This is a genomic window from Nocardioidaceae bacterium SCSIO 66511, from assembly GCA_023100825.1.
Lineage (GTDB): Bacteria > Actinomycetota > Actinomycetes > Propionibacteriales > Nocardioidaceae > Solicola.
This window is the reverse complement of record CP095846.1, coordinates 3,693,064-3,711,574: the sequence shown is the minus strand read 5'-3', so window position 1 is coordinate 3,711,574 and position 18,511 is coordinate 3,693,064. Positions and strand designations below refer to the sequence as shown.

17 protein-coding genes and 1 riboswitch are annotated in these 18,511 nt (G+C 67.8%); of the genes, 10 read left to right on the top strand and 7 right to left on the bottom strand.

Annotation, left to right across the window (positions count from 1 at the left end; translation table 11 throughout):
- Window positions 1-73: 73 nt before the first annotated feature.
- Together MU582_17585 and MU582_17580 are read right to left on the bottom strand one after the other, a co-directional pair.
- On the bottom strand, window positions 74-1,429 hold the full coding sequence (locus MU582_17585; GenBank protein UPK74232.1) for an ABC transporter permease: 1,356 nt from the start codon (window positions 1,427-1,429) through the stop codon (window positions 74-76).
- A 2-nt stretch (window positions 1,430-1,431) separates the two neighbouring features.
- The gene (locus MU582_17580) at window positions 1,432-2,208 is read right to left on the bottom strand and encodes an ABC transporter ATP-binding protein (protein ID UPK74231.1); all 777 of its coding nucleotides are present in this window, start codon (window positions 2,206-2,208) and stop codon (window positions 1,432-1,434) included.
- 145 nt (window positions 2,209-2,353) lie between these two features.
- Between MU582_17580 and MU582_17575 the strand changes: the two genes are divergently transcribed.
- From MU582_17575 to MU582_17555, 5 genes are read left to right on the top strand one after another with little or no spacing between them, the layout of a single operon-like run.
- On the top strand, window positions 2,354-3,079 hold the full coding sequence (locus MU582_17575; protein ID UPK74230.1) for a DUF4129 domain-containing protein: 726 nt from the start codon (window positions 2,354-2,356) through the stop codon (window positions 3,077-3,079).
- Complete coding sequence (locus tag MU582_17570) at window positions 3,076-3,567, top strand: hypothetical protein (GenBank protein UPK74229.1); 492 nt, start codon at window positions 3,076-3,078, stop codon at window positions 3,565-3,567. Before MU582_17575 ends, MU582_17570 begins: the two co-directional genes overlap by 4 nt.
- Window positions 3,564-4,547: a MoxR family ATPase gene (locus MU582_17565; GenBank protein UPK74228.1), complete on the top strand. Its 984-nt coding sequence runs from the start codon at window positions 3,564-3,566 to the stop codon at window positions 4,545-4,547. The genes MU582_17570 and MU582_17565 overlap by 4 nt, the downstream gene beginning before the upstream one ends.
- Window positions 4,544-5,860, top strand: a complete 1,317-nt coding sequence (locus MU582_17560) for a DUF58 domain-containing protein (protein ID UPK74227.1) — start codon at window positions 4,544-4,546, stop codon at window positions 5,858-5,860. Before MU582_17565 ends, MU582_17560 begins: the two co-directional genes overlap by 4 nt.
- Entirely contained in the window at window positions 5,857-6,372 is a 516-nt protein-coding gene (locus MU582_17555; GenBank protein UPK74226.1) for a hypothetical protein, read from the top strand. Before MU582_17560 ends, MU582_17555 begins: the two co-directional genes overlap by 4 nt.
- 530 nt (window positions 6,373-6,902) lie before the next feature.
- On the opposite strand, the gene MU582_17550 is transcribed toward MU582_17555, so the two are convergent.
- Window positions 6,903-8,555 carry an FAD-binding dehydrogenase gene (locus tag MU582_17550; protein ID UPK74225.1) on the bottom strand — a complete coding sequence of 551 codons (1,653 nt, stop codon included), beginning with the start codon at window positions 8,553-8,555 and terminating at the stop codon, window positions 6,903-6,905.
- A gap of 96 nt (window positions 8,556-8,651) precedes the next feature.
- Here MU582_17550 and MU582_17545 point away from each other — a divergent pair, with 96 nt between their 5' ends.
- Both MU582_17545 and MU582_17540 read left to right on the top strand, forming a co-directional pair.
- Window positions 8,652-9,377, top strand: a complete 726-nt coding sequence (locus MU582_17545; GenBank protein UPK74224.1) for a TIGR02206 family membrane protein — start codon at window positions 8,652-8,654, stop codon at window positions 9,375-9,377.
- 30 nt (window positions 9,378-9,407) lie between these two features.
- Complete coding sequence (locus tag MU582_17540) at window positions 9,408-10,184, top strand: SDR family oxidoreductase (protein UPK74223.1); 777 nt, start codon at window positions 9,408-9,410, stop codon at window positions 10,182-10,184.
- A 12-nt stretch (window positions 10,185-10,196) separates the two neighbouring features.
- Here MU582_17540 and solA read toward each other — a convergent pair whose 3' ends face one another.
- Complete coding sequence (gene solA / locus MU582_17535; GenBank protein UPK74222.1) at window positions 10,197-11,324, bottom strand: N-methyl-L-tryptophan oxidase; 1,128 nt, start codon at window positions 11,322-11,324, stop codon at window positions 10,197-10,199.
- Between the two features lie 52 nt (window positions 11,325-11,376).
- Window positions 11,377-11,451: riboswitch (Fluoride riboswitch) on the top strand.
- Window positions 11,452-11,509: 58 nt separating this feature from the next.
- On the opposite strand from solA, the gene MU582_17530 reads away from it, so the two are divergent.
- The 3 genes from MU582_17530 to MU582_17520 are packed head-to-tail and all read left to right on the top strand — an operon-like array spanning window position 11,510 to window position 12,923.
- A complete protein-coding gene (locus MU582_17530) occupies window positions 11,510-11,968 on the top strand; it encodes a CrcB family protein (protein ID UPK74221.1) in 459 nt (152 codons plus the stop codon).
- Window positions 11,965-12,327, top strand: coding sequence for a CrcB family protein (locus MU582_17525; GenBank protein UPK74220.1), 363 nt, complete (start codon window positions 11,965-11,967; stop codon window positions 12,325-12,327). The genes MU582_17530 and MU582_17525 overlap by 4 nt, the downstream gene beginning before the upstream one ends.
- A 47-nt stretch (window positions 12,328-12,374) precedes the next feature.
- The gene (locus MU582_17520) at window positions 12,375-12,923 is read left to right on the top strand and encodes a TIGR03086 family metal-binding protein (protein UPK74219.1); all 549 of its coding nucleotides are present in this window, start codon (window positions 12,375-12,377) and stop codon (window positions 12,921-12,923) included.
- Here the strand turns inward: MU582_17520 and MU582_17515 are convergent.
- The 3 genes from MU582_17515 to MU582_17505 all read right to left on the bottom strand — a co-directional run bounded on the left by MU582_17515 (window position 12,914) and on the right by MU582_17505 (window position 18,450).
- The gene (locus MU582_17515; GenBank protein UPK74218.1) at window positions 12,914-14,203 is read right to left on the bottom strand and encodes a cytochrome P450; all 1,290 of its coding nucleotides are present in this window, start codon (window positions 14,201-14,203) and stop codon (window positions 12,914-12,916) included. The genes MU582_17520 and MU582_17515 overlap by 10 nt on opposite strands.
- A gap of 215 nt (window positions 14,204-14,418) precedes the next feature.
- The gene (gene lon / locus MU582_17510) at window positions 14,419-16,746 is read right to left on the bottom strand and encodes an endopeptidase La (protein ID UPK74217.1); all 2,328 of its coding nucleotides are present in this window, start codon (window positions 16,744-16,746) and stop codon (window positions 14,419-14,421) included.
- 168 nt (window positions 16,747-16,914) lie between these two features.
- On the bottom strand, window positions 16,915-18,450 hold the full coding sequence (locus MU582_17505) for a M28 family metallopeptidase (GenBank protein ID UPK74216.1): 1,536 nt from the start codon (window positions 18,448-18,450) through the stop codon (window positions 16,915-16,917).
- Window positions 18,451-18,511: the final 61 nt, after the last annotated feature.

Genomic DNA, 18,511 nt, shown 5'->3' with positions numbered 1-18,511 from the left:
CGGCAATGAACCTATAACGCCACGGCGGCGGCGGGCGTACGACCCGCCGCACCGCCGACCAGGACGACGCCGCTCAAGCGGGGAGCGCGGCAGCCTCGAGCGCGGGCACCTGCAGGCCGCGTCGGGCTGACGCCACACCGCTGCCGATGGTCACCGCGCCGGCGAGGACGACGACACCGATCAGCAACCCGAGGCCGTTGTCGGGCAGAGGCTGGTCGAGCTTCACCAGGCTGTACGGCACGATCGTCGCTGTCGAGGCAACTACGCCGAGCACGATTCCGACGGCGGTCAGGAGGACGCTCTCGAAGCCCACCATGCCGAGTAGCTGCCCCGGGGTGGCCCCCGTCAGCCGCTGCTGACCGAACTCACGCCGCCGACGCTGCATCGCCGCGACCAAGGTGTTGACGATCATGATCGCCGCGAACGCCGCGATCATGCCGACGACGACGTAGTTCAAGAACTCGATGTTCTTTGCTTCCGCATCCTGCACGACGCCTTCGGTGACGTCGGCCTGGATGGCCATCAGGTAGAGCGTGCCGGTTGCGATTCCGACGAAGATGACGACCGGCATGAGGACGCTGGACAGTTCGAGCGCCCGGCGCCTCGCGTTGAACGCCGCGAGGTAGCCCGCGACCCTGCCCAGGCGCATCGGCCCGCCGGCAATCGTTGCGGCGGCGCGCAGCAGCACCGGCGCGAGTAGTGCGAGTCCGACGGAGGCGAACACCGAGGCCGGTCCGGCGGTGCTCATCGCGCCGTACGGATCGGAGCTGTCGTCCATCACGGTCACCGTGACGGACGCATAGCTGATGGCAACGGTCAACATCAGTACGGCGCCGATGACGCGGAGCTTGCCCATGCGGCCACCGTTCGATGCCATGCGCTCGGCATCGCGAGCCGATGCCTTCGCGGCGCGACGTACGGCGACCGTTGCGGCGATCGCCGCGCTCAGCACCATTGCGACCGGCGTACTCAACAGCGTCATGGCTCCGACCGAGTGATCGACGTCGGCGGACACCATCTCTGCATCTTTGACGAGGGAGAGGATCCAGCGGCCCAACAAGCAGCCGGGTATTAGCGCCAACACGGACGCGCCAGCGGCAACTGCGCTCGTTTCGGCAACGACCATCCGGCGTAGTTGGCGCGGGGTCGTACCGATGGTTCGGAGCAGGCCGATCTCGCTCGCCCGCTGCCGGATCGTGATGCCAAGCGTCGAGACCACCGAGAACAGCACGATGACGATCGCCCAGCCGCCGATGACCGAGCCCATCACCGTCAATGACTCCTCGTCTGCCGCAGATACGTTCCCCTGGCCGCTCTCCGACAACGAGACGAAGGCGGTGATCATGGCCGACCCGAGGAAGATCGACAGGAAGCACGCCGTGAACTCTGTGGCGCGCGATCGTAGCGACCGATAGGCGAGGCGGATCATGGTCAAGCTCCGATCCGGCGCGCGGTGGCGCCCGCGAGATCGTCGAGGTGGGCAAGCTGCGCGGCGATGCCGTCGACCGTCGGATCCTCGGCCCGGCCGACGACGCGACCGTCGGCGAAGTACAGCGCCGAGTCGGCGTACGACGCGGCGACCGGGTCATGGGTCACCATGACGACCGTCTGTCCGTGGTCGTCGACGCTCGCCCGGAGCAGCGCGAGCACCTCGTGTGCGCTTCTGCTGTCGAGTGCGCCGGTCGGCTCGTCCGCGAACAGGATCGCGGGTCTGCCGATCAGCGCCCTGGCGATCGCGACCCGTTGTTGCTGGCCGCCGGACAGCTCGGCAGGTCGGTGGTCCCTGCGATCGGTGAGGCCGACGCGATCGAGGAGCGTCGAGAGCCATCGCTTGTCGATCCGCTTGCCCATCAGCCGCATGGGCAGTGCGACGTTCTGCTGAACCGTCAGGTACGGCAGAAGGTTGAAGGACTGGAACACGAAGCCGACGCGTCGACGCCGGAACTTCGTCAACGCGGTCTCGCTGCGACCGCCGATCGGGTCGCCGTCGAGGCGCACCTCTCCTTCGTCGGGGTGGTCGAGCCCGGCTGCACAGTTGAGCAAGGTGCTCTTGCCCGAGCCGGACGGCCCCATGACGGCGGTGAAGGTGTGTGCCGGGATATCGAGCGAGAGGGAGTCGAGCGCCCGTACGCGCGTACCCTCGGCTCCGTAGAGCTTGGTGACGTCATGCAGGCTCAGCGCGTGCGACTCGACGGATGGCGCGGTCATCGGTACCCCCTGCTGCGGTTGCGTGCCGGTATCCGGCTCGGACACTCGAAACGCTATTCGCGTGGAGGCAACCAAACGATGGTGTTGAGTTGTCAGGTGAGGTAGGGAAAACTCCACCTCTCGCGAACCAGATACGGGGGAACCGATGAGCGAGTCGATGCGGTCCCAGCATCGCCTGATCGGTGTGCTCGCGGTCGCTGTCGTCGTGATCGGCCTGGTGCTGGCGCTCTGGTCGGCAGCGTCGGGTCCCTCACTTGACTGGTCGGCGAACTCCGGTGACAACGGCGCTCCCGCCGCCGAGCCCGCACAGGAGACATCCGAGCCGGACGAGTGTGTCGGCGATGAGTGTGCGCCGAAGCCACGCGAGCCGAGCAACGTGGTCGGTGTGGTGATCATGGTCTTGTTGGTGCTCCTCGGTGTCGTACTGCTCGCAGCCGTGGTGGCGCTCCTTCGTACGAAGGGAATCGGCTTGTTCGCGCGTCGGCGCGGACCGTACGGTCAGCCGGGCGAACCGCTTCCGGATGTGGCCGCGCGCGTACGGGCGGATGCCGAGGCGCAGTACGAGGCGCTGCGTACGGGCTCGCCGCGCAACGCGATCGTGGCGTGTTGGGTTCGCCTCGAGGATGCCGTGACGTCGGCCGGCATGACCGTACGTGGAGCGGAGACCTCGGCCGAGCTGACCGGGCGAGTGCTCGCGAAATATGGCGTCGACGACGCTGCGATCACCCGGCTGGCCGCGTTGTATCGCGAAGCACGGTTCTCCAGGCACGAGCTCACCGAGCAGTTGCGCGCCGAGGCGATCGGCACGCTCGAACGCATCCATGCCAGCCTCGAGGCTCGCCCGACCACCAGGTCGGAGGTGGCCGGATGACCGTCGAATGGCCACGACGCGCAGCGGGAGCCGCAGTCTCGACGGCCATCGTGCTAGCGGTCCTCATCGCCATCGGCGACGGACTCAACTCGGTGGCGCTGGTGATCATTGCGATTTGCGCGTTCTCCATCGGCTGGTTGGCCATCGACGCCTCCGCCGTCGTCGTCGCCCACACGATCGGAGTCGCAGACGCGCCCGCTGCCGGCCCACGTCGCGGCGGCGACATGCGTACGACCCGCTGGACCCGTCGACTCGCCGAGATCGGCAGACCGGGATTCGACGACACCTGGCTGTGGCGCGACCTCGTCCAACTCGTCGACGACCGTCTCATCCGATCCCATGACATCAACCGGGCAGAGGATCCGGCGGCGGCCGCGAAGGTCCTCGGGCCGCACCTCGCCGGCTTCGTCGCCGAGTGCCCGCCACCCCGCCAGTTCGCGCGCCGGGACTATCTCGACGCGATCGTGACCGAGATCGAGGAGCTATGAACGCAACCCCGTTGGACACCGTCTCCGCTCAGACGGCCCAGATCCTCGACGCGGTCGAACGCGCCGTCGTCGGCAAACGAGAGCCGCTCGCGCTCGTGCTCAGCGGCATCCTCGCCGGCGGTCACGTGCTGTTGGAGGACTTCCCAGGGCTCGGCAAGACGCTTGCGGCGAGATCGTTCGCGCAGGTGCTCGGGTTGGAGTTCAAACGCGCACAGTTCACCCCGGATCTCCTGCCCGGTGACATCACGGGCTCGTTCGTGTACGACCAAGGTGCCGCGGAGTTCGAGTTCCGGCCGGGTCCGTTGTTCTCCGGGCTCCTACTGGCCGACGAGATCAACCGGACGCCGCCCAAGACACAGGCCGCGTTGCTGGAGGCGATGCAGGAGCGTCAGGTCACCGTCGAGGGGCGCACGTTCGAGCTGCCGCACCCGTTCCACGTGCTGGCCACCGCGAACCCGGTCGAGTACGAAGGCACCTACCCGCTCCCGGAGGCGCAGCTCGACCGGTTCCTGATGCGCATCGGCTTCGGCTATCCGTCGGCCACCGATGAGTGGGAGGTGCTCCGCCGGCGCGTCGAGCGACGCCGCGAGGAGCAGACACTCGAACCGGTGACCGATGCTGCCGGTCTGGCGGCGATGCAAGCCGCGGTCGAGATCGTGACCGTCGACGACAGCGTCGGTCAGTACTGCGTTGCGCTCGCGGGAGCGACCCGCGATCACCGGCACGTACTCCTCGGCGCATCTCCGCGTGGCGCATTGGCCCTGATGCTCACCTCGCGGGCGTACGCCGTCGTCTCCGGGCGCGATTTCGTGACGCCGGAGGACGTGAAGTCGGTTGCGCCGGCTGTGCTCACCCACCGGATCACGGTCAAGCCGGAGCTGTGGTCCTCGAATGTCACAGCCGACTCGGTCGTCGCCGATGTGCTGGCGAAGGTGCCCGTTCCGTCGGCCCGCGAAGCCGTGGCGGGCAAGACGTCGTGAGCGACCAGCGGAGTCGAGACACCCTGCCGCCATGGCGGCCGACGTACGCGATGGTGCGCGCAGTCGCGATCGGCTTCGGCGGCGTGCTCTGGGGCGTCGCGTTCGGGCGCGTCGACCTCGTCGTGCTCACCGCTCCGCTGCTCACGATCGCCGTATGGGCGGCATGGCGGCGGCCGACCGAGCGGCCGGGGTACGAGACGCGCTGGGCGACGCTGTCGCTGCGCGAGGGCGAGACGACTCAGTGTTCGGTCAGACTCGATCGAGTCGACGGCATCGATGACGCTTCGGTCGAGCTGACGCTGCCGTCGTTCGTCTCGGCCGCGCCCGCGTCCGGTGCTGCCCAGTTGGAGGCAGACGGTGCCTACCTCGCCACCGCGATACGCCTGCGGTCGGTCCGCTGGGGCCGGCGTACGGTCGGTCCGGCAGCGATCCGTGCGAGCACCGTGCTGGACGGCTTCCGTACACATGCGACATCCGCAACGTACGGCATGCTCGTCACGTCGCCGACGCTGTCGGATTTCGACAGCTCCGCGCCGATGCCTCATCCCGTCGGTCTCGTCGGGAGCCATCGGTCCGCGCGGCGCGGCGACGGCTCAGAGTTCAACAGCATCAGGCCGTTCGAGGTCGGTGACAGACTGCGCCGCATCCACTGGCCGGTGTCCCTTCGTACCGGCGAGCTGCATTCGATCACGACCTGGGCCGACCAGGACGCCCACGTCGTACTCCTCGTCGACGGCACCGATGACATCGGCGTGAGCGAGGGAGTCGACGGCTCGGCCAGCTCGCTCGACGTGACGGTACGCGCGGCTGCCGCAATCGCCGAGCAGTACCTGCGCGAGGGCGATCGCGTCGAGGTACGCGTGCTCGACTCGCGCGGCATGCATCGGTTGCCGCCGTCGAGCGGCACTACCCAGCTGCGCCGTGTACTCGACCATCTGACCACGATCCGGCCCGGCGCCGATGCGCGGTTCGACCCGCTGCGCAGCCAGCAGCGCCTCAGCGCGGGTGCGACCGTCGTGATGCTGTCATCGCTGATCGCTCGCAGTCCGCTGGCCGCTGCTGCGGGCATCGCCCGATCGGGGCTGAGCATCGTCGTGATCGACACCCTCCCAGAAGACGCCGAGCCACGGGTGTACGACGACCGATACGTCGATCTCGCCTGGCGCATCCGGCTCCTCGAACGACGCCGAGAGGTGGCGCGCATCGAAGAGGTCGGGGTACCCGTCGTACCGTGGCGCGGGCCGGGCAGCCTGGACGAAGTGCTTCGTGACCTCAACCGGCGGGCTGCCGCTCCGAGGCTGGCGCGCCGATGACGATCTCGCCGCACGCGCTGGTGTTTCGAGCAGCCTTGGTCTGCTGTGCGTTGATCGTCGTGCTGATCGCACCGTTGACATCCGGCGCGTCGCCGACCGCGGGGTCGTGGGTCGTCGGCGCGGCTGCACTGGCATGTGCCGTCGGCGCGGCCGCGTACCCAGACGGTCAAGTCGTCGGAGTCTCGATCGCCCTACTGCTCGCGAACTGGCTGATGGTCGTCGAGAATGAGCTCAGCATGCTCACCCCGGTTGCTGCCTGCTGCCTCGTCCTTATGCATCTGTGCGCCAGCATCGCGTCCCTCACGCCGCCCGGCACACACCTCGGAGCCGCCTCGTACCGACGCTGGGGAACGCGTGCTGCGGTTCTCGGCGGAATCGCGATCGCCTTGTGGCTGGGCGCATTCATCGCCGACGACGTCGAGCCTGCGTCCGGGATCGTGCTGGTGCTGGGTCTCGGGGTGCTGCTCGGCGGGGGAGTCTGGCTGGTTCGGGCACGGGTGCTGGCGGACTAGGGCGGTGTTTGCCCACCCGCCGATGCCGCCGGCGGCTTCCGTGCTTCTACATTGCGACTACCCGCCTGTCCCGGTTCCGCACGCTGTCGGCATTTCCCGCTTCATACGGTTGCGCTAAAGACGCGGCGACGCGGGAGCCGCAACTACGTGGCTGGGTTGCTCGCCGGCTAACCCGTTCCGGTCGGCTCTTGCGGCGTCGGCCGGTGGTGGTTTACCAAGTAAACATGGTGAAACTCCACTTTGCATGGCAGATGCGCCGTGCAAAGTGACAGGTTGCCGTGCCCGTTGGTACGCCAGCGACTACCGGTACTGGAGTGACGCCGAAACCGAACGTTACCCCGATCCCATATTAAGGTGGCGCGGAAAGCCGCCAAACAATGTGAGCCGAAGTGGCGGGTCCGCGCGTCGCCGCGTCTTTTGCCTAACCCAGGTAGCCGAGAAGGCCGATAGGGTGGCGGAATCGGGTAGTCGCGCCGACGGAAAGGCGACCCGACGGCGAGCCGAACCTCGCGCGTACGGAGGCCACCGCCTCAGCCCACGGCGTCGGCAGCGCCGCGTCCGGCGGAGCGGCCGGAGAAGATGCATCCGCCGAGGAAAGTGCCCTCGAGGGAGCGGTAGCCGTGTACGCCTCCGCCGCCGAAGCCGCTCGCTTCGCCGGCCGCGTACAGGCCGGGGACCGGTTCACCTGTCGCATCGAGTACGCGCCCGGAGAGGTCGGTGTTGAGCCCACCGAGGCTCTTCCTCGTGATGACGTGGAGCTGGACTGCGATCAGCGGCCCGGCCGACGGGTCGAGCAGTCGATGCGGTGGCGCGACGCGGAACAGTTTGTCCGCTCGATAGTTGCGTGCCCCGCGGATCGCGGTGACCTGCAGATCCTTCGTGAACGCGTTGTCGATCTCGCGGTCGCGGGCGACGACCTGACGCTCCACGTCGGCAGCGTCGAGGAGGTCGCTGCCGGCTACGGCGTTCATCCCGGCGACCAGCTCGCCGATGGTGTCGGCGACGACGAAGTCCGCGCCCTGCTGCTTGAACGCCTCGACCGGTTCGGGAGCGCCGGCACTCAGTCGCTGTCGTAGAACCTCGCGGATGCTCTTGCCGGTCAGATCGGGGTTCTGCTCCGATCCGGACAGCGCGAACTCCTTCTCGATCACCTTCTGGCTGAGTACGAACCAGCTGTAGTCGTAGCCGGTCGTACGCAGATGCTCGAGGGTGCCGAGGGTGTCGAAGCCCGGGAACAGCGGCACCGGAAGACGTCGGCCGGTTGCGTCGAGCCACAGCGACGACGGGCCGGGCAGGATGCGAATCCCGTGGTTCTCCCAGACGGGCGCGTAGTTGCGAATGCCCTCGACGTAGTGCCACATCCGGTCGCGGTTGATGACGTGCCCGCCCGCGCTCTCGGTGATGCCGATCATCCGCCCGTCGACGTACGCGGGTACGCCCGCCAGCATGTGTTCGGGCGGCGTGCCGAGCGTGGTCGGCCAGGCCTCCCGCACGAGGTCGTGGTTGCCGCCGATGCCGCCGGACGAGACGACCACCGCCTGCGCGGACAGCTCGAACTCGCCCGTCTCGGTCCTTGTGGTCGGAGCGCCGCGCGGTGAATCGCTCGGCTCGAGCACTGCCCCGCGTACACCTGTGACGGAGCCGTTGGACATGACGAGCTCATCGACCCGATGCCGGAAGCAGAACCGCAGTCGTCCCGACTCCGCCGCTGCGCGCACGCGCTGCTCGAACGGGGCGACGATGCCCGGGCCGGTTCCCCAGGTGATGTGGAACCTGGGCACCGAGTTGCCGTGTCCGGTTGCGTCGTAGCCGCCGCGCTCGGCCCAGCCGACGATCGGGAAGAACCGTACGCCGCGCTCGCGGAGCCACGCCCGCTTCTCGCCGGCGGCGAAGTCGACGTACGCCTCTGCCCAGCGCCTCGGCCACTCGTCTTCGGCACGGTCGAATGCTGCAGTGCCCATCCAGTCCTGGAGGGCGAGCGCATGGCTGTCGCGTACTCCCATCCGCCGCTGCTCGGGGGAGCCGACGAGAAAGATACCGCCGAACGACCAGAACGCCTGGCCGCCGAGGTTCTGCTCGGGCTCTTGCTCGACGAGCAGAACCGATTTGCCGCGTTCGGTCAACTCGGCCGCTGCGACGAGACCGGCGAGTCCCGCTCCGACGACGATGACATCTGCATCCACTGGAACCTCCGAGGGACAATGGGGTGACTGTAATGGTGCAGGACTACCCGACGTGTTCGCGTACGGGTCCTGCCGCGACACCTGCGGAGGGTTGCCGTGGACGACCGCACCGTGCTCGGCGCTGAGGAGTTCACGACCTTCGGCGCCGACCATCTCTCGATGCTCGCCCTCTGTGTGCTCGGTGCTGTCGTTGTGACCGTGGTCGGTCGGAGGGAGCGCGGCTCATCCGGCGTACCCACCTTCAGCCGAGTGCTCGCCGTCGTTGTGCCGGTGGTCACGGTGCCTGTGCAGATCTACCAGCAGCTGCCCGGAGAGCTCGATGTAGAGAAGTCATTGCCCTTGCAGTTGTGCGACTTCGCCTGGATCGCCGCGACCGTCGCGTTGTGGGCGCTGCGCCCCTGGGCGATCGGCGTGACGTACTTCTGGGGCCTCACCCTGACCGTGCAGGCGATCGTCACCCCCGACCTCGGCTCCACCTTCCCCGAGCCGGGGTTCGTGATGTTCTGGGCGATGCACATCGTGATCGTATGGGCGGCCGCGTACCTGACGTTCGGTCTCGGACTCGGGCCGACCTGGCGCGAGTACCGCATCTGCGTACTCGTCACGCTTGTCTGGGCGATCGCGGTGTTCGTGATCAACCTGGCGATCGGCTCGAACTACGGCTTCCTGAACCGCAAGCCGGACGACCCGTCGATCCTCGATCTCCTCGGGCCGTGGCCGCTCTACCTGGTTTTCGAGATCGCGATCATCCTCGGCGCATGGGCCCTGCTGACCTGGCCGTGGGTCGTACGAGCGCGCAGGCGCGATACAACACCTGCGTAGGCTGACCGCGACCTATGACGAGGAGATCGAATGCCCGACACCGCCCTGATCACCGGCGCAACCTCCGGCATCGGTGCCGAGTTCGCCGACCAGCTCGCGGCCCGCGGCTGCAATGTCGTCCTGGTTGCACGTAACGTCGACCGGCTCGAAGAGGCGTGCCGTCGGCTCGAGGACGCGCACGGGGTGGACGCCGAGTACGTCCAGGCCGATCTGACCGTACGAGTCGACGTCGACCGAGTGGCCGCTCGGCTCGCCGACGCCGATCGACCGGTCGACATCCTGGTCAACAACGCGGGCTACGGGCTGATGACGAAGTTCGCCGACAGCACCGTCGAGGTCGAGCAGGGCAACCTCGACATTCTGGTCGGTGCCCCGATGCGGCTCTCGCACGCGGCGATCGGGCCGATGCTCGACCGTCGCCGCGGCCGGATCATCAACATCGCCAGCGTCGCCGGCCACACACCGAGGGGTACGTACGGCGCGCACAAGGCATGGCTGATCAGCTTCAGCCGCTGGGCCAACATCGAGTACGCGCATCGCGGTGTCACCACGACGGCGGTGGTTGCGGGGTTCACCCGGACCGAGTTCCATCAGCGAATGGACGCGCGTACTGACAACATCCCGGGCTGGATGTGGCTCTCGAAAGAACGCCTCGTCCGGGAAGCACTCGCAGACGCCGACGCAGGCAAGGCGACCTCGACGCCGTCGAAGCGGTACAAGGTGCTGTCGGTTCTTGCCCGGAACGCGCCGCAGTCGATCGTCGCGAAGGTCGCGCGCAAGGGGCGCGAGGCCAAGCCCGGGCGCTGACGTCCGCCTCGGTCAGGCGAACCGGGCAGGGTCCAGGTGCCCGATCGGAAGGTCGGTAGTGCCCTCGCGCGCCAGATCGGACGCGATCTGACCGAACGCTGTCGCGAGCTTGAACCCGTGCCCGGAGAACGCCCCGAGCAGCCATACGTTGTCCGTACCCGGAGCCCTTCCGACCACACCGTGTCGATCCGAGGTGTAGGCATCCATGTACGCCGCGACTCGTACGGGCTCAGGGATCAACCCGGGCAGATACTTCGCAACCGCCGAGTTGATGCCGTCGAGCGCGCTCAACGTGACGTTGCGGTCGAGGTCGTCGGCATCGTCGAGGAAGTCGACGTCATCGAGATGCGGTGCGACCTTGACCGAGCCGCCATCGAGCGTCGGAATGCCGAAGACGTGCGCGTCCGCGTTGTCGCGGATGAAGATCGGACAGCGTTCCGGGCGCCACAGGTCGACGTCCTGCGCTTCGTACCAGGTCATGATGAGCCGGCGCGGCCGGATCTGCTCGCGCAGGCTTGGTGCGAAACGGGCTGTCCACGGCCCAGTGGTCACGATCGCCTGCTCGACCAGGTACTCGCCGCGTTCGGTCGTGACGCGCACGGATCCCGTCATCGGCTCGACTGCCGTCACCCGCTCACGTGGGTGCACGTCGGCGCCAAGCGAGCGAGCGCGGTACGCGGCGGCCGCGACGGCGAACTCCGGCCGCAGCACACCGGCCTCGAGATCGAGCAATGCGATCTCGTCGGGTCCGACGCGATGTTGTGGGAACCGTTGCGCCATCGCCTTGTGGTCGAGCACCTCGTGGCGGATGTCGAACTCATCGATCGATGCCTGTACGTTGCGCATCGCGTCGCTGTCGTGGTCGCCGATCATCAACCCACCGTTGAGCGTGAGCAGATCGCGGCCCGACTCCGCCTCCAGCTCGCGCCAGAGCTCGTACGAGCGGCGAAGCAGTGGTACGTACTCGGGGCCCTCGAGATATGCCGTGCGAAAGATCCGCGACTCGCCGCCTGCCGCCGCCCGGTCGTGGGCGATGCCGAACTGTTCGAACCCGATTGCGCTGACACCGGCCCTGGCGAGCTGCCACAGCGTCATCGATCCGATGCTGCCGGTGCCGATCACTGCCACCTGTGCGTCCATGTCGAGTCCTCCCGCAGTATGCCTGCGTCCTTTGTACCGCGTATGGCGATAAGATCGCTGCGGCGATGGATCTCCGCCAGAGCGCCCGCTCGAACCGCCGTGACCGGCTGATGGCTCCTGCTCTGCGAGAGGAGTGCGCCCATGCCCGAATGTCCCGTGCTCGTCGTGCCGTGCCGGGAGACCCGATGAGCGCGCCGTCGTCGTACGGTTCCGTCCAGTCGCAGAGTCGTGGTCGCAGACTTGCGTACTCATCGCTGCTGGTCGTGGCCGGGGGAGTTGTCGGGACCCTGTGCCGCTACGGCATCGGTGAAAGCCTGCCAACGGTCCGCGGGTGGCCACTCGCAACCCTGATCGTCAATGTGGTCGGAGCGTTCGCGCTCGGTGTGCTCATCGAGCGACTCGCGGCGGTCGGGCCAGGTAGACCGCGGCTGCGCGATGTACGACTGCTCGTCGGTACGGGCTTCCTCGGTAGCTTCACGACGTACAGTTCGTTCGCCGTCGAGACTGAGCGGCTGCTTGCAGACGGCGCGTACGGCACGGCCATCGGCTACTGCGCGGCGAGCCTGGTCCTGGGGCTGGCCGCCTGCCTGGGCGGGATCGCAGTCGCGGTTCGTCCGACGCACACGCCTCGGACGACTCGATGACGGCGGTGATCGTCGGCCTCTGCGGAGGCGCAGGCGCACTGGCGCGGTTCCTGGTCGACACCGGCGTGCGCCGCTGGTGGCCGGTTCGGTTCCCCGTTGCGACGTTACTGATCAACCTCACCGGTTCTGCACTGCTCGGCGTTGTCGTCGCGTACGCGTCCGGCGGGGTGCACGTTTCGACCGGGGCTGCGATCGGCGTCGGATTCTGCGGCGGATACACGACCTTCAGCACGGCGATGGTCGAAACCGCCACGTTGCTGCGCGAGCGCCGGGTACTGGCAAGCGCGGCAACTCTAGTAGGGCAGCCGATCGGGTGCGTGCTCGCCGCTGCGGTCGGGTACGCGCTCGGAGCCGGATGACGCGATTGTTCAAGCGGTGCGTCACCATCGCAGGTTAGCGTCGTCCCATGGAATCGATCGCGCAGCGCTACAGCCGTCTCCGGAAGACCTTCGCAGCCAAGGTGGCTGCCGTTCCCGAGGAGCGGTGGCAGAACCAGTCACCGTGCGAGGAGTGGACCGCCCGCGACGTCGTACGCCACGTCATCGAGACTCAAGGCATGTTCGAACAGCTCGTCGGACGCAACCTCGAGCCCGGCCCGTCGGTCGAGGACGACCCACACGGCGCGTTCCTCGCAGCGACCGGCCAGGTGCAGCAACACCTCGACGAACCCGAGACCGCAGAGACCGCCTACGAAGGCTACTTCGGTCCGACCACGTTCGAGGAATCTGTCGACGGGTTCTTGTCGATGGACCTCGTCGTGCACGGTTGGGATCTCGCACGGGCCGCCGGCCTCGACGAACACATCGACCCGAACGACGTGGAGTGGGTCTGGTCGCGGGCGAGTGCGCTACAAGACACGATGCGTGGCCCGAACGTGTACGGACCGGCGATCGACGCCGAGCCGGATGCCGACGATCAGGATCGCCTGCTCGCGTTCCTGGGACGTCAGCCCTGACGCCCGGCCGACAAGTCCCACGTCACGGGTAGGGACTCGATGCCGTAGACCAGCGAGTGCTTACGGAAATCCAGTTCGGAGGTCGGCACCGCGAGCCGCAGGTCGGGGAATCGTCGAGACAGCGACGGGTACGCCGCGCGTAGCTCCATCCGGGCCAGCTCGGCGCCGATGCACCGGTGGATGCCGTGTCCGAAGGTGAGGTGCGGCGTCGCCTCGCGGGTCGGGTCGAAGCCCTCCATGTCGTTGCCGAGGGAGCCGTCGCGGTTGGCGCCGCTCAGCGAGACGAGCACGACGTCGCCGGCTGCGATCGCCTGACCGCAGACCTCCATGTCTTCCTTGGCGAAGCGCGGGAACGCGACCTGTACGACCGCGAGGTAGCGCAGCAGCTCTTCGACGGCGCGGTGCACCTCGTCGTCGGTCGCATCGCGCATCGCGTCGTAATGGCGACGGTCCTGGAGCAGCACCATCGTGCCGAGTGCGAGCATCGCCGCCGTGGTCTCGTACCCGCCGGTGAACACGCCGTCGGCGAGCCCGGTGAGCTCCTCGTCGTCGATCGCGTCGCCGTGCTCGCGAATGATCATCCCGAGCAGGCCGTCGCCGGGTTCGGCGCGTTGCTGTTGGACCGCATTGCGGATGAAGGAGCGGGATCCGGCGATCGCGCCGAACGCCCCGGGCCCGCCCTGGCTCACATCGAAGCGGGCCGTGCCGAGTTGCTGGAATTCGTCGCGGCCTTCTTCGCCGACGCCGAGCAGCTCACAGATCACCAGGAACGGGATCGGAAACGCGAAGATCGTCGCGAGGTCGGCGCCGGGGCCGGCCTTCTCGAGCAGGTCGAGCCGGTCATCGATGATGCCTTGGATCGTCGGCCGCAGCCTGGAGATGCGCCGCATCGTGAACTCGGGCGTGAGGATTTTGCGCAGTCGGGTGTGATCCGGCGGGTCGGTGAAGCCGAGCCCGCCCGTCTCGTCCTTGGCGGCCTGGCCGAGGAGGTGACGGATGTCGGTGCTGTAACCCGCAGATTTGGTGAGCACCTCACGAGCCTCGGCATGACCGGTGACGAGCCAGGCGTTCAGATCGAACGGCAGCGGCAGCTTGCTGATCGGTTCCCGCTCGCGCAGAGCGCCGAGTTCCGGCACCGGGTCGACGCCGTTACGTCGCAGCGGCATGTACAGGTGGTCAGGTAGATGCGAGAGCTTCGACAGGTCGAACCCGTCCTTCATCGCTCGCGCCAGCATCCGCCGCCCGACCCATGCGCGCACGCGACTCGCGATCGTGAGCATGTGAATGGTCCCCCAAGTCAGTGGCAAAGGTCCCGCAGACAATAGTCGGTCGGAGGGCACGCCCACGTCAGGGGATTCCCCGATTCAGGTCCCGGGATCCGTGCTGAGGAGTTCGCGTAGGCCCTCGAGGGCACCGTCATCAGTCGCAAGAGCGGTGCGCACGGCGTCAGAGTAGCAAGATGCCGTGCGCACCGGTTCGCGTGTGAACGGCCGGGCTATGCGGCCACGACGGAGGCCTCGGCCGCCGGCTCGAGTGCCTCGCGTACGAGCTCGGCGACATCGCTCATCGGGCGTACGTCGATCGCCTCGAGGATCTCGTCGGGTACCTCGTCGAGGTCGGGCTCGTTGCGTTCGGGGATGAACACCGTGGTCAGGCCGGCGCGCTGTGCCGCGAGCAGCTTCTGCTTCAACCCGCCGATCGGAAGCACGCGACCGTTCAGGGTGACTTCGCCGGTCATGCCGACATCGGAGCGTACGGGCCGACCCGATGCCAGCGAGGAGAGCGCCGTGACCATCGTGACGCCGGCGGACGGGCCGTCCTTCGGGATTGCACCCGCCGGAATATGCACGTGCACGGCCTCGTCGAGTCGCGTCTTGTCGATGCCGAGCTCACTCGCATGTGAGCGTGCGTACGACAACGCGATCTGCGCCGACTCCTTCATCACGTCGCCGAGCTGGCCGGTCAGCTTCAGACCCGCATCGCCGTCGGTCGCGTTGGCCTCGATGAACAGCACATCGCCGCCGAGCCCGGTGACCGCGAGGCCGGTCGCCACCCCCGGAACCGACGTACGTTCGCTCGAGTCGGGAGTGAAACGCGGCCGGCCGATGAAGTCCTTCAGGGCCGGTTCGTCGATCGTGATCGGCTCCGGCTCAGCGACGCCGGCGAGTCGGGTCGTCGCCTTGCGAAGCGCCTTCGCCAGCAGGCGTTCGAGCTGGCGTACGCCGGGCTCTCGGGTGTAGTCGGCCGCGATCTTGTGCAGTGCGTCGTCGGTCAGCGTGACCTCGTCAGCGGTGAGCGCCGCCCGCTCCAGCTGCCGGGGGAGCAGGAAGTCGCGCGCGATGGCGACCTTGTCGTCCTCGGTGTAACCGTCGATCGTGACGAGCTCCATCCGGTCGAGCAGCGCGGCCGGGATCTGCTCGACGACGTTCGCGGTGGCCAGGAACAGCACATCGGACAGGTCGAGATCGAGATCGAGGTAGTGGTCACGGAACGTGTGGTTCTGTGCCGGATCGAGCACCTCGAGCAGCGCAGACGCAGGGTCGCCGCGGAAGTCGGAGCCGACCTTGTCGATCTCGTCGAGCAGTACGACCGGGTTCATCGAGCCGGCCTCCTTGATCGCGCGCACGATGCGCCCGGGGAGTGCGCCGACGTACGTACGCCGGTGGCCGCGGATCTCGGCCTCGTCGTGCACACCGCCGAGCGCGACGCGGACGAACTCGCGACCGAGCGTACGGGCGACGCTCTCGCCGAGCGACGTCTTGCCGACGCCGGGAGGGCCGGCGAGTACGAGCACGGCGCCCGACCCGCGCCCGCCGACGACCTCGAGCCCGCGCTCGGCCCGGCGGGCGCGCACGGCGAGGTACTCGACGATGCGGTCCTTGACGTCCTCGAGGCCGTGGTGATCGGCGTCGAGCACGGCCCGGGCAGCGTCGACGTCGGTCGAGTCGGTCGTCTTGGTGGTCCACGGAAGCTCGAGAACGGTGTCGAGCCAGGTACGGATCCAACCGGTTTCCGGGCTCTGGTCGCTGGAGCGCTCGAGTCGGTCGACCTCGCGTTCGGCGGCCGCTCGTACGTCGTCGGGCAGGTCCGCGGACTCGACCCGCGTGCGGTAGTCGTCGGCGCCGTCGGGCTCGTCCTCGCCGAGCTCCTTGCGAATCGCCGCGAGCTGCTGACGGAGCAGGAACTCGCGCTGGGTCTTGTCGACGCCCTCGCGTACGTCGTCGGCGATCTTGTCTGCGACGTCGACCTCGGCGATGTGGTCTTTGATCCACGCGGTCAGCGAGGTCAGCCGCTCCTCGATGTCGGGCGTCTCCAGGAGCTCGCGCTTCTGCTCGTCGGAGAGGTACGCGGCGTACCCGGCGGTGTCGGCGATCGCGCCCGGATCGGACAGTTGGTTGATGGCGTCGATGACCTGCCATGCGTCACGGCGCTGCAAGGTGGAGACGACAAGTGCCTTGTACTCGGCGGCGAGCTCGCGGGCGTGCTCGCTCGGCTCCGGCTGGTCGAGCGGTTCGTACTCGACCCAGAGGGCGGCGCCCGGCCCGGAAACGCCGCCGCCGATATGGACGCGGCTTTCGGCGCGAACGACCGCCGCGGGCTCTCCGGAGCTGAGCCGGCCGACCTGCACGAGCTTGCCGACGACGCCGAACGTCGCGTAGCGGTCGTCGAGGCGAGGCGCGACGATCAGGGTGTCATCGCTGCTGGCGCGTGCGGCGTCGACCGCCGCGCGCGAGGCTTCGTCCAGCTCGATCGGCACGACCATGCCGGGCAGGACGACGAGGTCGGTCGAGAACAGGACGGGCAGGCTTGACGAGTCGGCCATGGGATCCTCCATCGCGTAATTGAGCGTATCTGGCTCAACCTCGATGAGTCGCCTGCTGTTCCCTTGTTCACCGTCAGCGAAACAGGTCGATGGCCGGCTCGCGGCACCGCACCGAGACGCGGGTTCTGGCGTACAGAACCCGCGCCTCGGCCGGATGTGACCCGCGTGTCAGTGGCGGAGGAGGTTCCCGTCGTACGCGGTCTTGGGTGCCCGGTACTTGCCGTGGCGGAGACTCCCGTCCTCGAAGAAGCCGCTCTTGGTACGAGCGAGCGTCCAGGTCGCATGTGCGGCCGCATCGCCGAGCTCGTTGAGCGCGGCGGTGTTGAGGTTGGTCATCGTGTCGCAGGCCTGGTGGTAGCACGGGTCGTACGGCTCGCCTGCCGTACCTCCGTACGTCTCGGCCTCCTCGGGGGTCTTGACTCCCTCGGCACCGCTGAACAGGCCACCCGCCGGGATGCCCACGTCGATGAACGGACCGTAGTCGGAGCGTCCGTCGAAGGCTGTGGGTTCCGAGGCCATGCCCTGACCGGCGAAGTAGTTGTTGAAGATGCCCTCGATCTGCGCGGATCCCGGCGGACCAGCGGTGTCGGTGTCGGAGCCGTCGCCGTCGTAGACGAACCGGACGTAGTTCGGTGATCCGACCATGTCGAAGTTCAGGTTCGCGACGATCTTGCTGAGCTGGCGGTCCGGAAGGCTCGCGACGTAATGCTCGGAGCCGAGCAGCCCGCCCTCCTCAGCGCCCCAGAAGGCGAAGCGGACTCGCTGGCGCGGATCCTGCTTGAGCTTCGCGATCTGCTCGGCGATCTCCAGCAGCGCGGCGGTGCCGCTGCCGTTGTCGTTGATACCGGGGCCTTCGGTGACCGAGTCGAGGTGAGCGCCGACGACGACAGTCTTGTTCTTGTTGCCCTTGCGTGTATCAGCGACGATGTTCCAGGTCTTGGCGTTCGGCTTGTTCAAGGTCGAGGTCGTGACGTTGAGCTCGACGTCGCCGGCCTCGGTCTGCTGATAGATCGCCTCGCCGTCCTCGTACGAGAGGCCGACTACCGGGATGCCGACGATCTGACCGAGGGTGCCGATGGTCAGCTCGGTGCGACCCTCTTGACCCTCGTTGAAGATGATCGCCGCGTCGTAGCCCGCGTCCTCGGCGTTGGCGGCCTTCACCCCGAAGTCACAGGAACCGCGCTGGATCAACGCGATCGCGGGATCGGAGGGCGGTGCCGGGAAGTCGCTCGCTTCACAGCCTGAGGTCGATCCGGGCTCGGCCGGTGGCGGGATCGTGACGTCGATGGGTACGACCGTGCCGGTGACATCGCCGGAACCGGAGTAGGAGAACGTGCCGGTCTCGTAGTCCGTCGGTGTCGGAGAGGTCTGGGCCAGGGTGGCCGGCGCGAGCTCCTGGAAGAACGGGAACCGGAACGCCTGCTGCGAGACCTTGTAGCCGGCCTTGCGGAGCGTCTTCTTCACGTACTTTGCCGAGGCCTTGTAGCCCGGTGTGCCGGACGCGCGGGTGCCGTCGTTGTTGTTGGCGATGCGCTGGAGTACGCGCTCGTGTTGCAGGATGCCGCCGACAGTGACGGCGTTGCGAAGCTTCTTGGTGTTGACGTCGTCGACGGCTCCGGCGGGTCCGGTGGATACGCTCAGGCTGGTCATAGCCAGGGCGCCGGCAATCGCGGCCGTCAGAATGCGACCAGGTCGTCGTCGCATCGGTCCTCCCTCGGTAGGTGCACACTTCTGGTGGCGCAGCCCCCGAGGCTGTGTAGTACCG

Excerpts from the sequence above, each read along its gene's own strand:
- MU582_17585 (UPK74232.1), bottom strand. The coding sequence starts at position 1,429 with ATGATCCGCCTCGCCTATCGGTCGCTACGATCGCGCGCCACAGAGTTC.
- MU582_17580 (UPK74231.1), bottom strand. The coding sequence starts at position 2,208 with ATGACCGCGCCATCCGTCGAGTCGCACGCGCTGAGCCTGCATGACGTC.
- MU582_17575 (UPK74230.1), top strand. The coding sequence starts at position 2,354 with ATGAGCGAGTCGATGCGGTCCCAGCATCGCCTGATCGGTGTGCTCGCG.
- MU582_17570 (UPK74229.1), top strand. The coding sequence starts at position 3,076 with ATGACCGTCGAATGGCCACGACGCGCAGCGGGAGCCGCAGTCTCGACG.
- MU582_17565 (UPK74228.1), top strand. The coding sequence starts at position 3,564 with ATGAACGCAACCCCGTTGGACACCGTCTCCGCTCAGACGGCCCAGATC.
- MU582_17555 (UPK74226.1), top strand. The coding sequence starts at position 5,857 with ATGACGATCTCGCCGCACGCGCTGGTGTTTCGAGCAGCCTTGGTCTGC.
- MU582_17540 (UPK74223.1), top strand. The coding sequence starts at position 9,408 with ATGCCCGACACCGCCCTGATCACCGGCGCAACCTCCGGCATCGGTGCC.
- solA (UPK74222.1), bottom strand. The coding sequence starts at position 11,324 with ATGGACGCACAGGTGGCAGTGATCGGCACCGGCAGCATCGGATCGATG.
- MU582_17530 (UPK74221.1), top strand. The coding sequence starts at position 11,510 with ATGAGCGCGCCGTCGTCGTACGGTTCCGTCCAGTCGCAGAGTCGTGGT.
- MU582_17525 (UPK74220.1), top strand. The coding sequence starts at position 11,965 with ATGACGGCGGTGATCGTCGGCCTCTGCGGAGGCGCAGGCGCACTGGCG.
- MU582_17520 (UPK74219.1), top strand. The coding sequence starts at position 12,375 with ATGGAATCGATCGCGCAGCGCTACAGCCGTCTCCGGAAGACCTTCGCA.
- MU582_17515 (UPK74218.1), bottom strand. The coding sequence starts at position 14,203 with ATGCTCACGATCGCGAGTCGCGTGCGCGCATGGGTCGGGCGGCGGATG.
- lon (UPK74217.1), bottom strand. The coding sequence starts at position 16,746 with ATGGCCGACTCGTCAAGCCTGCCCGTCCTGTTCTCGACCGACCTCGTC.
- MU582_17505 (UPK74216.1), bottom strand. The coding sequence starts at position 18,450 with ATGCGACGACGACCTGGTCGCATTCTGACGGCCGCGATTGCCGGCGCC.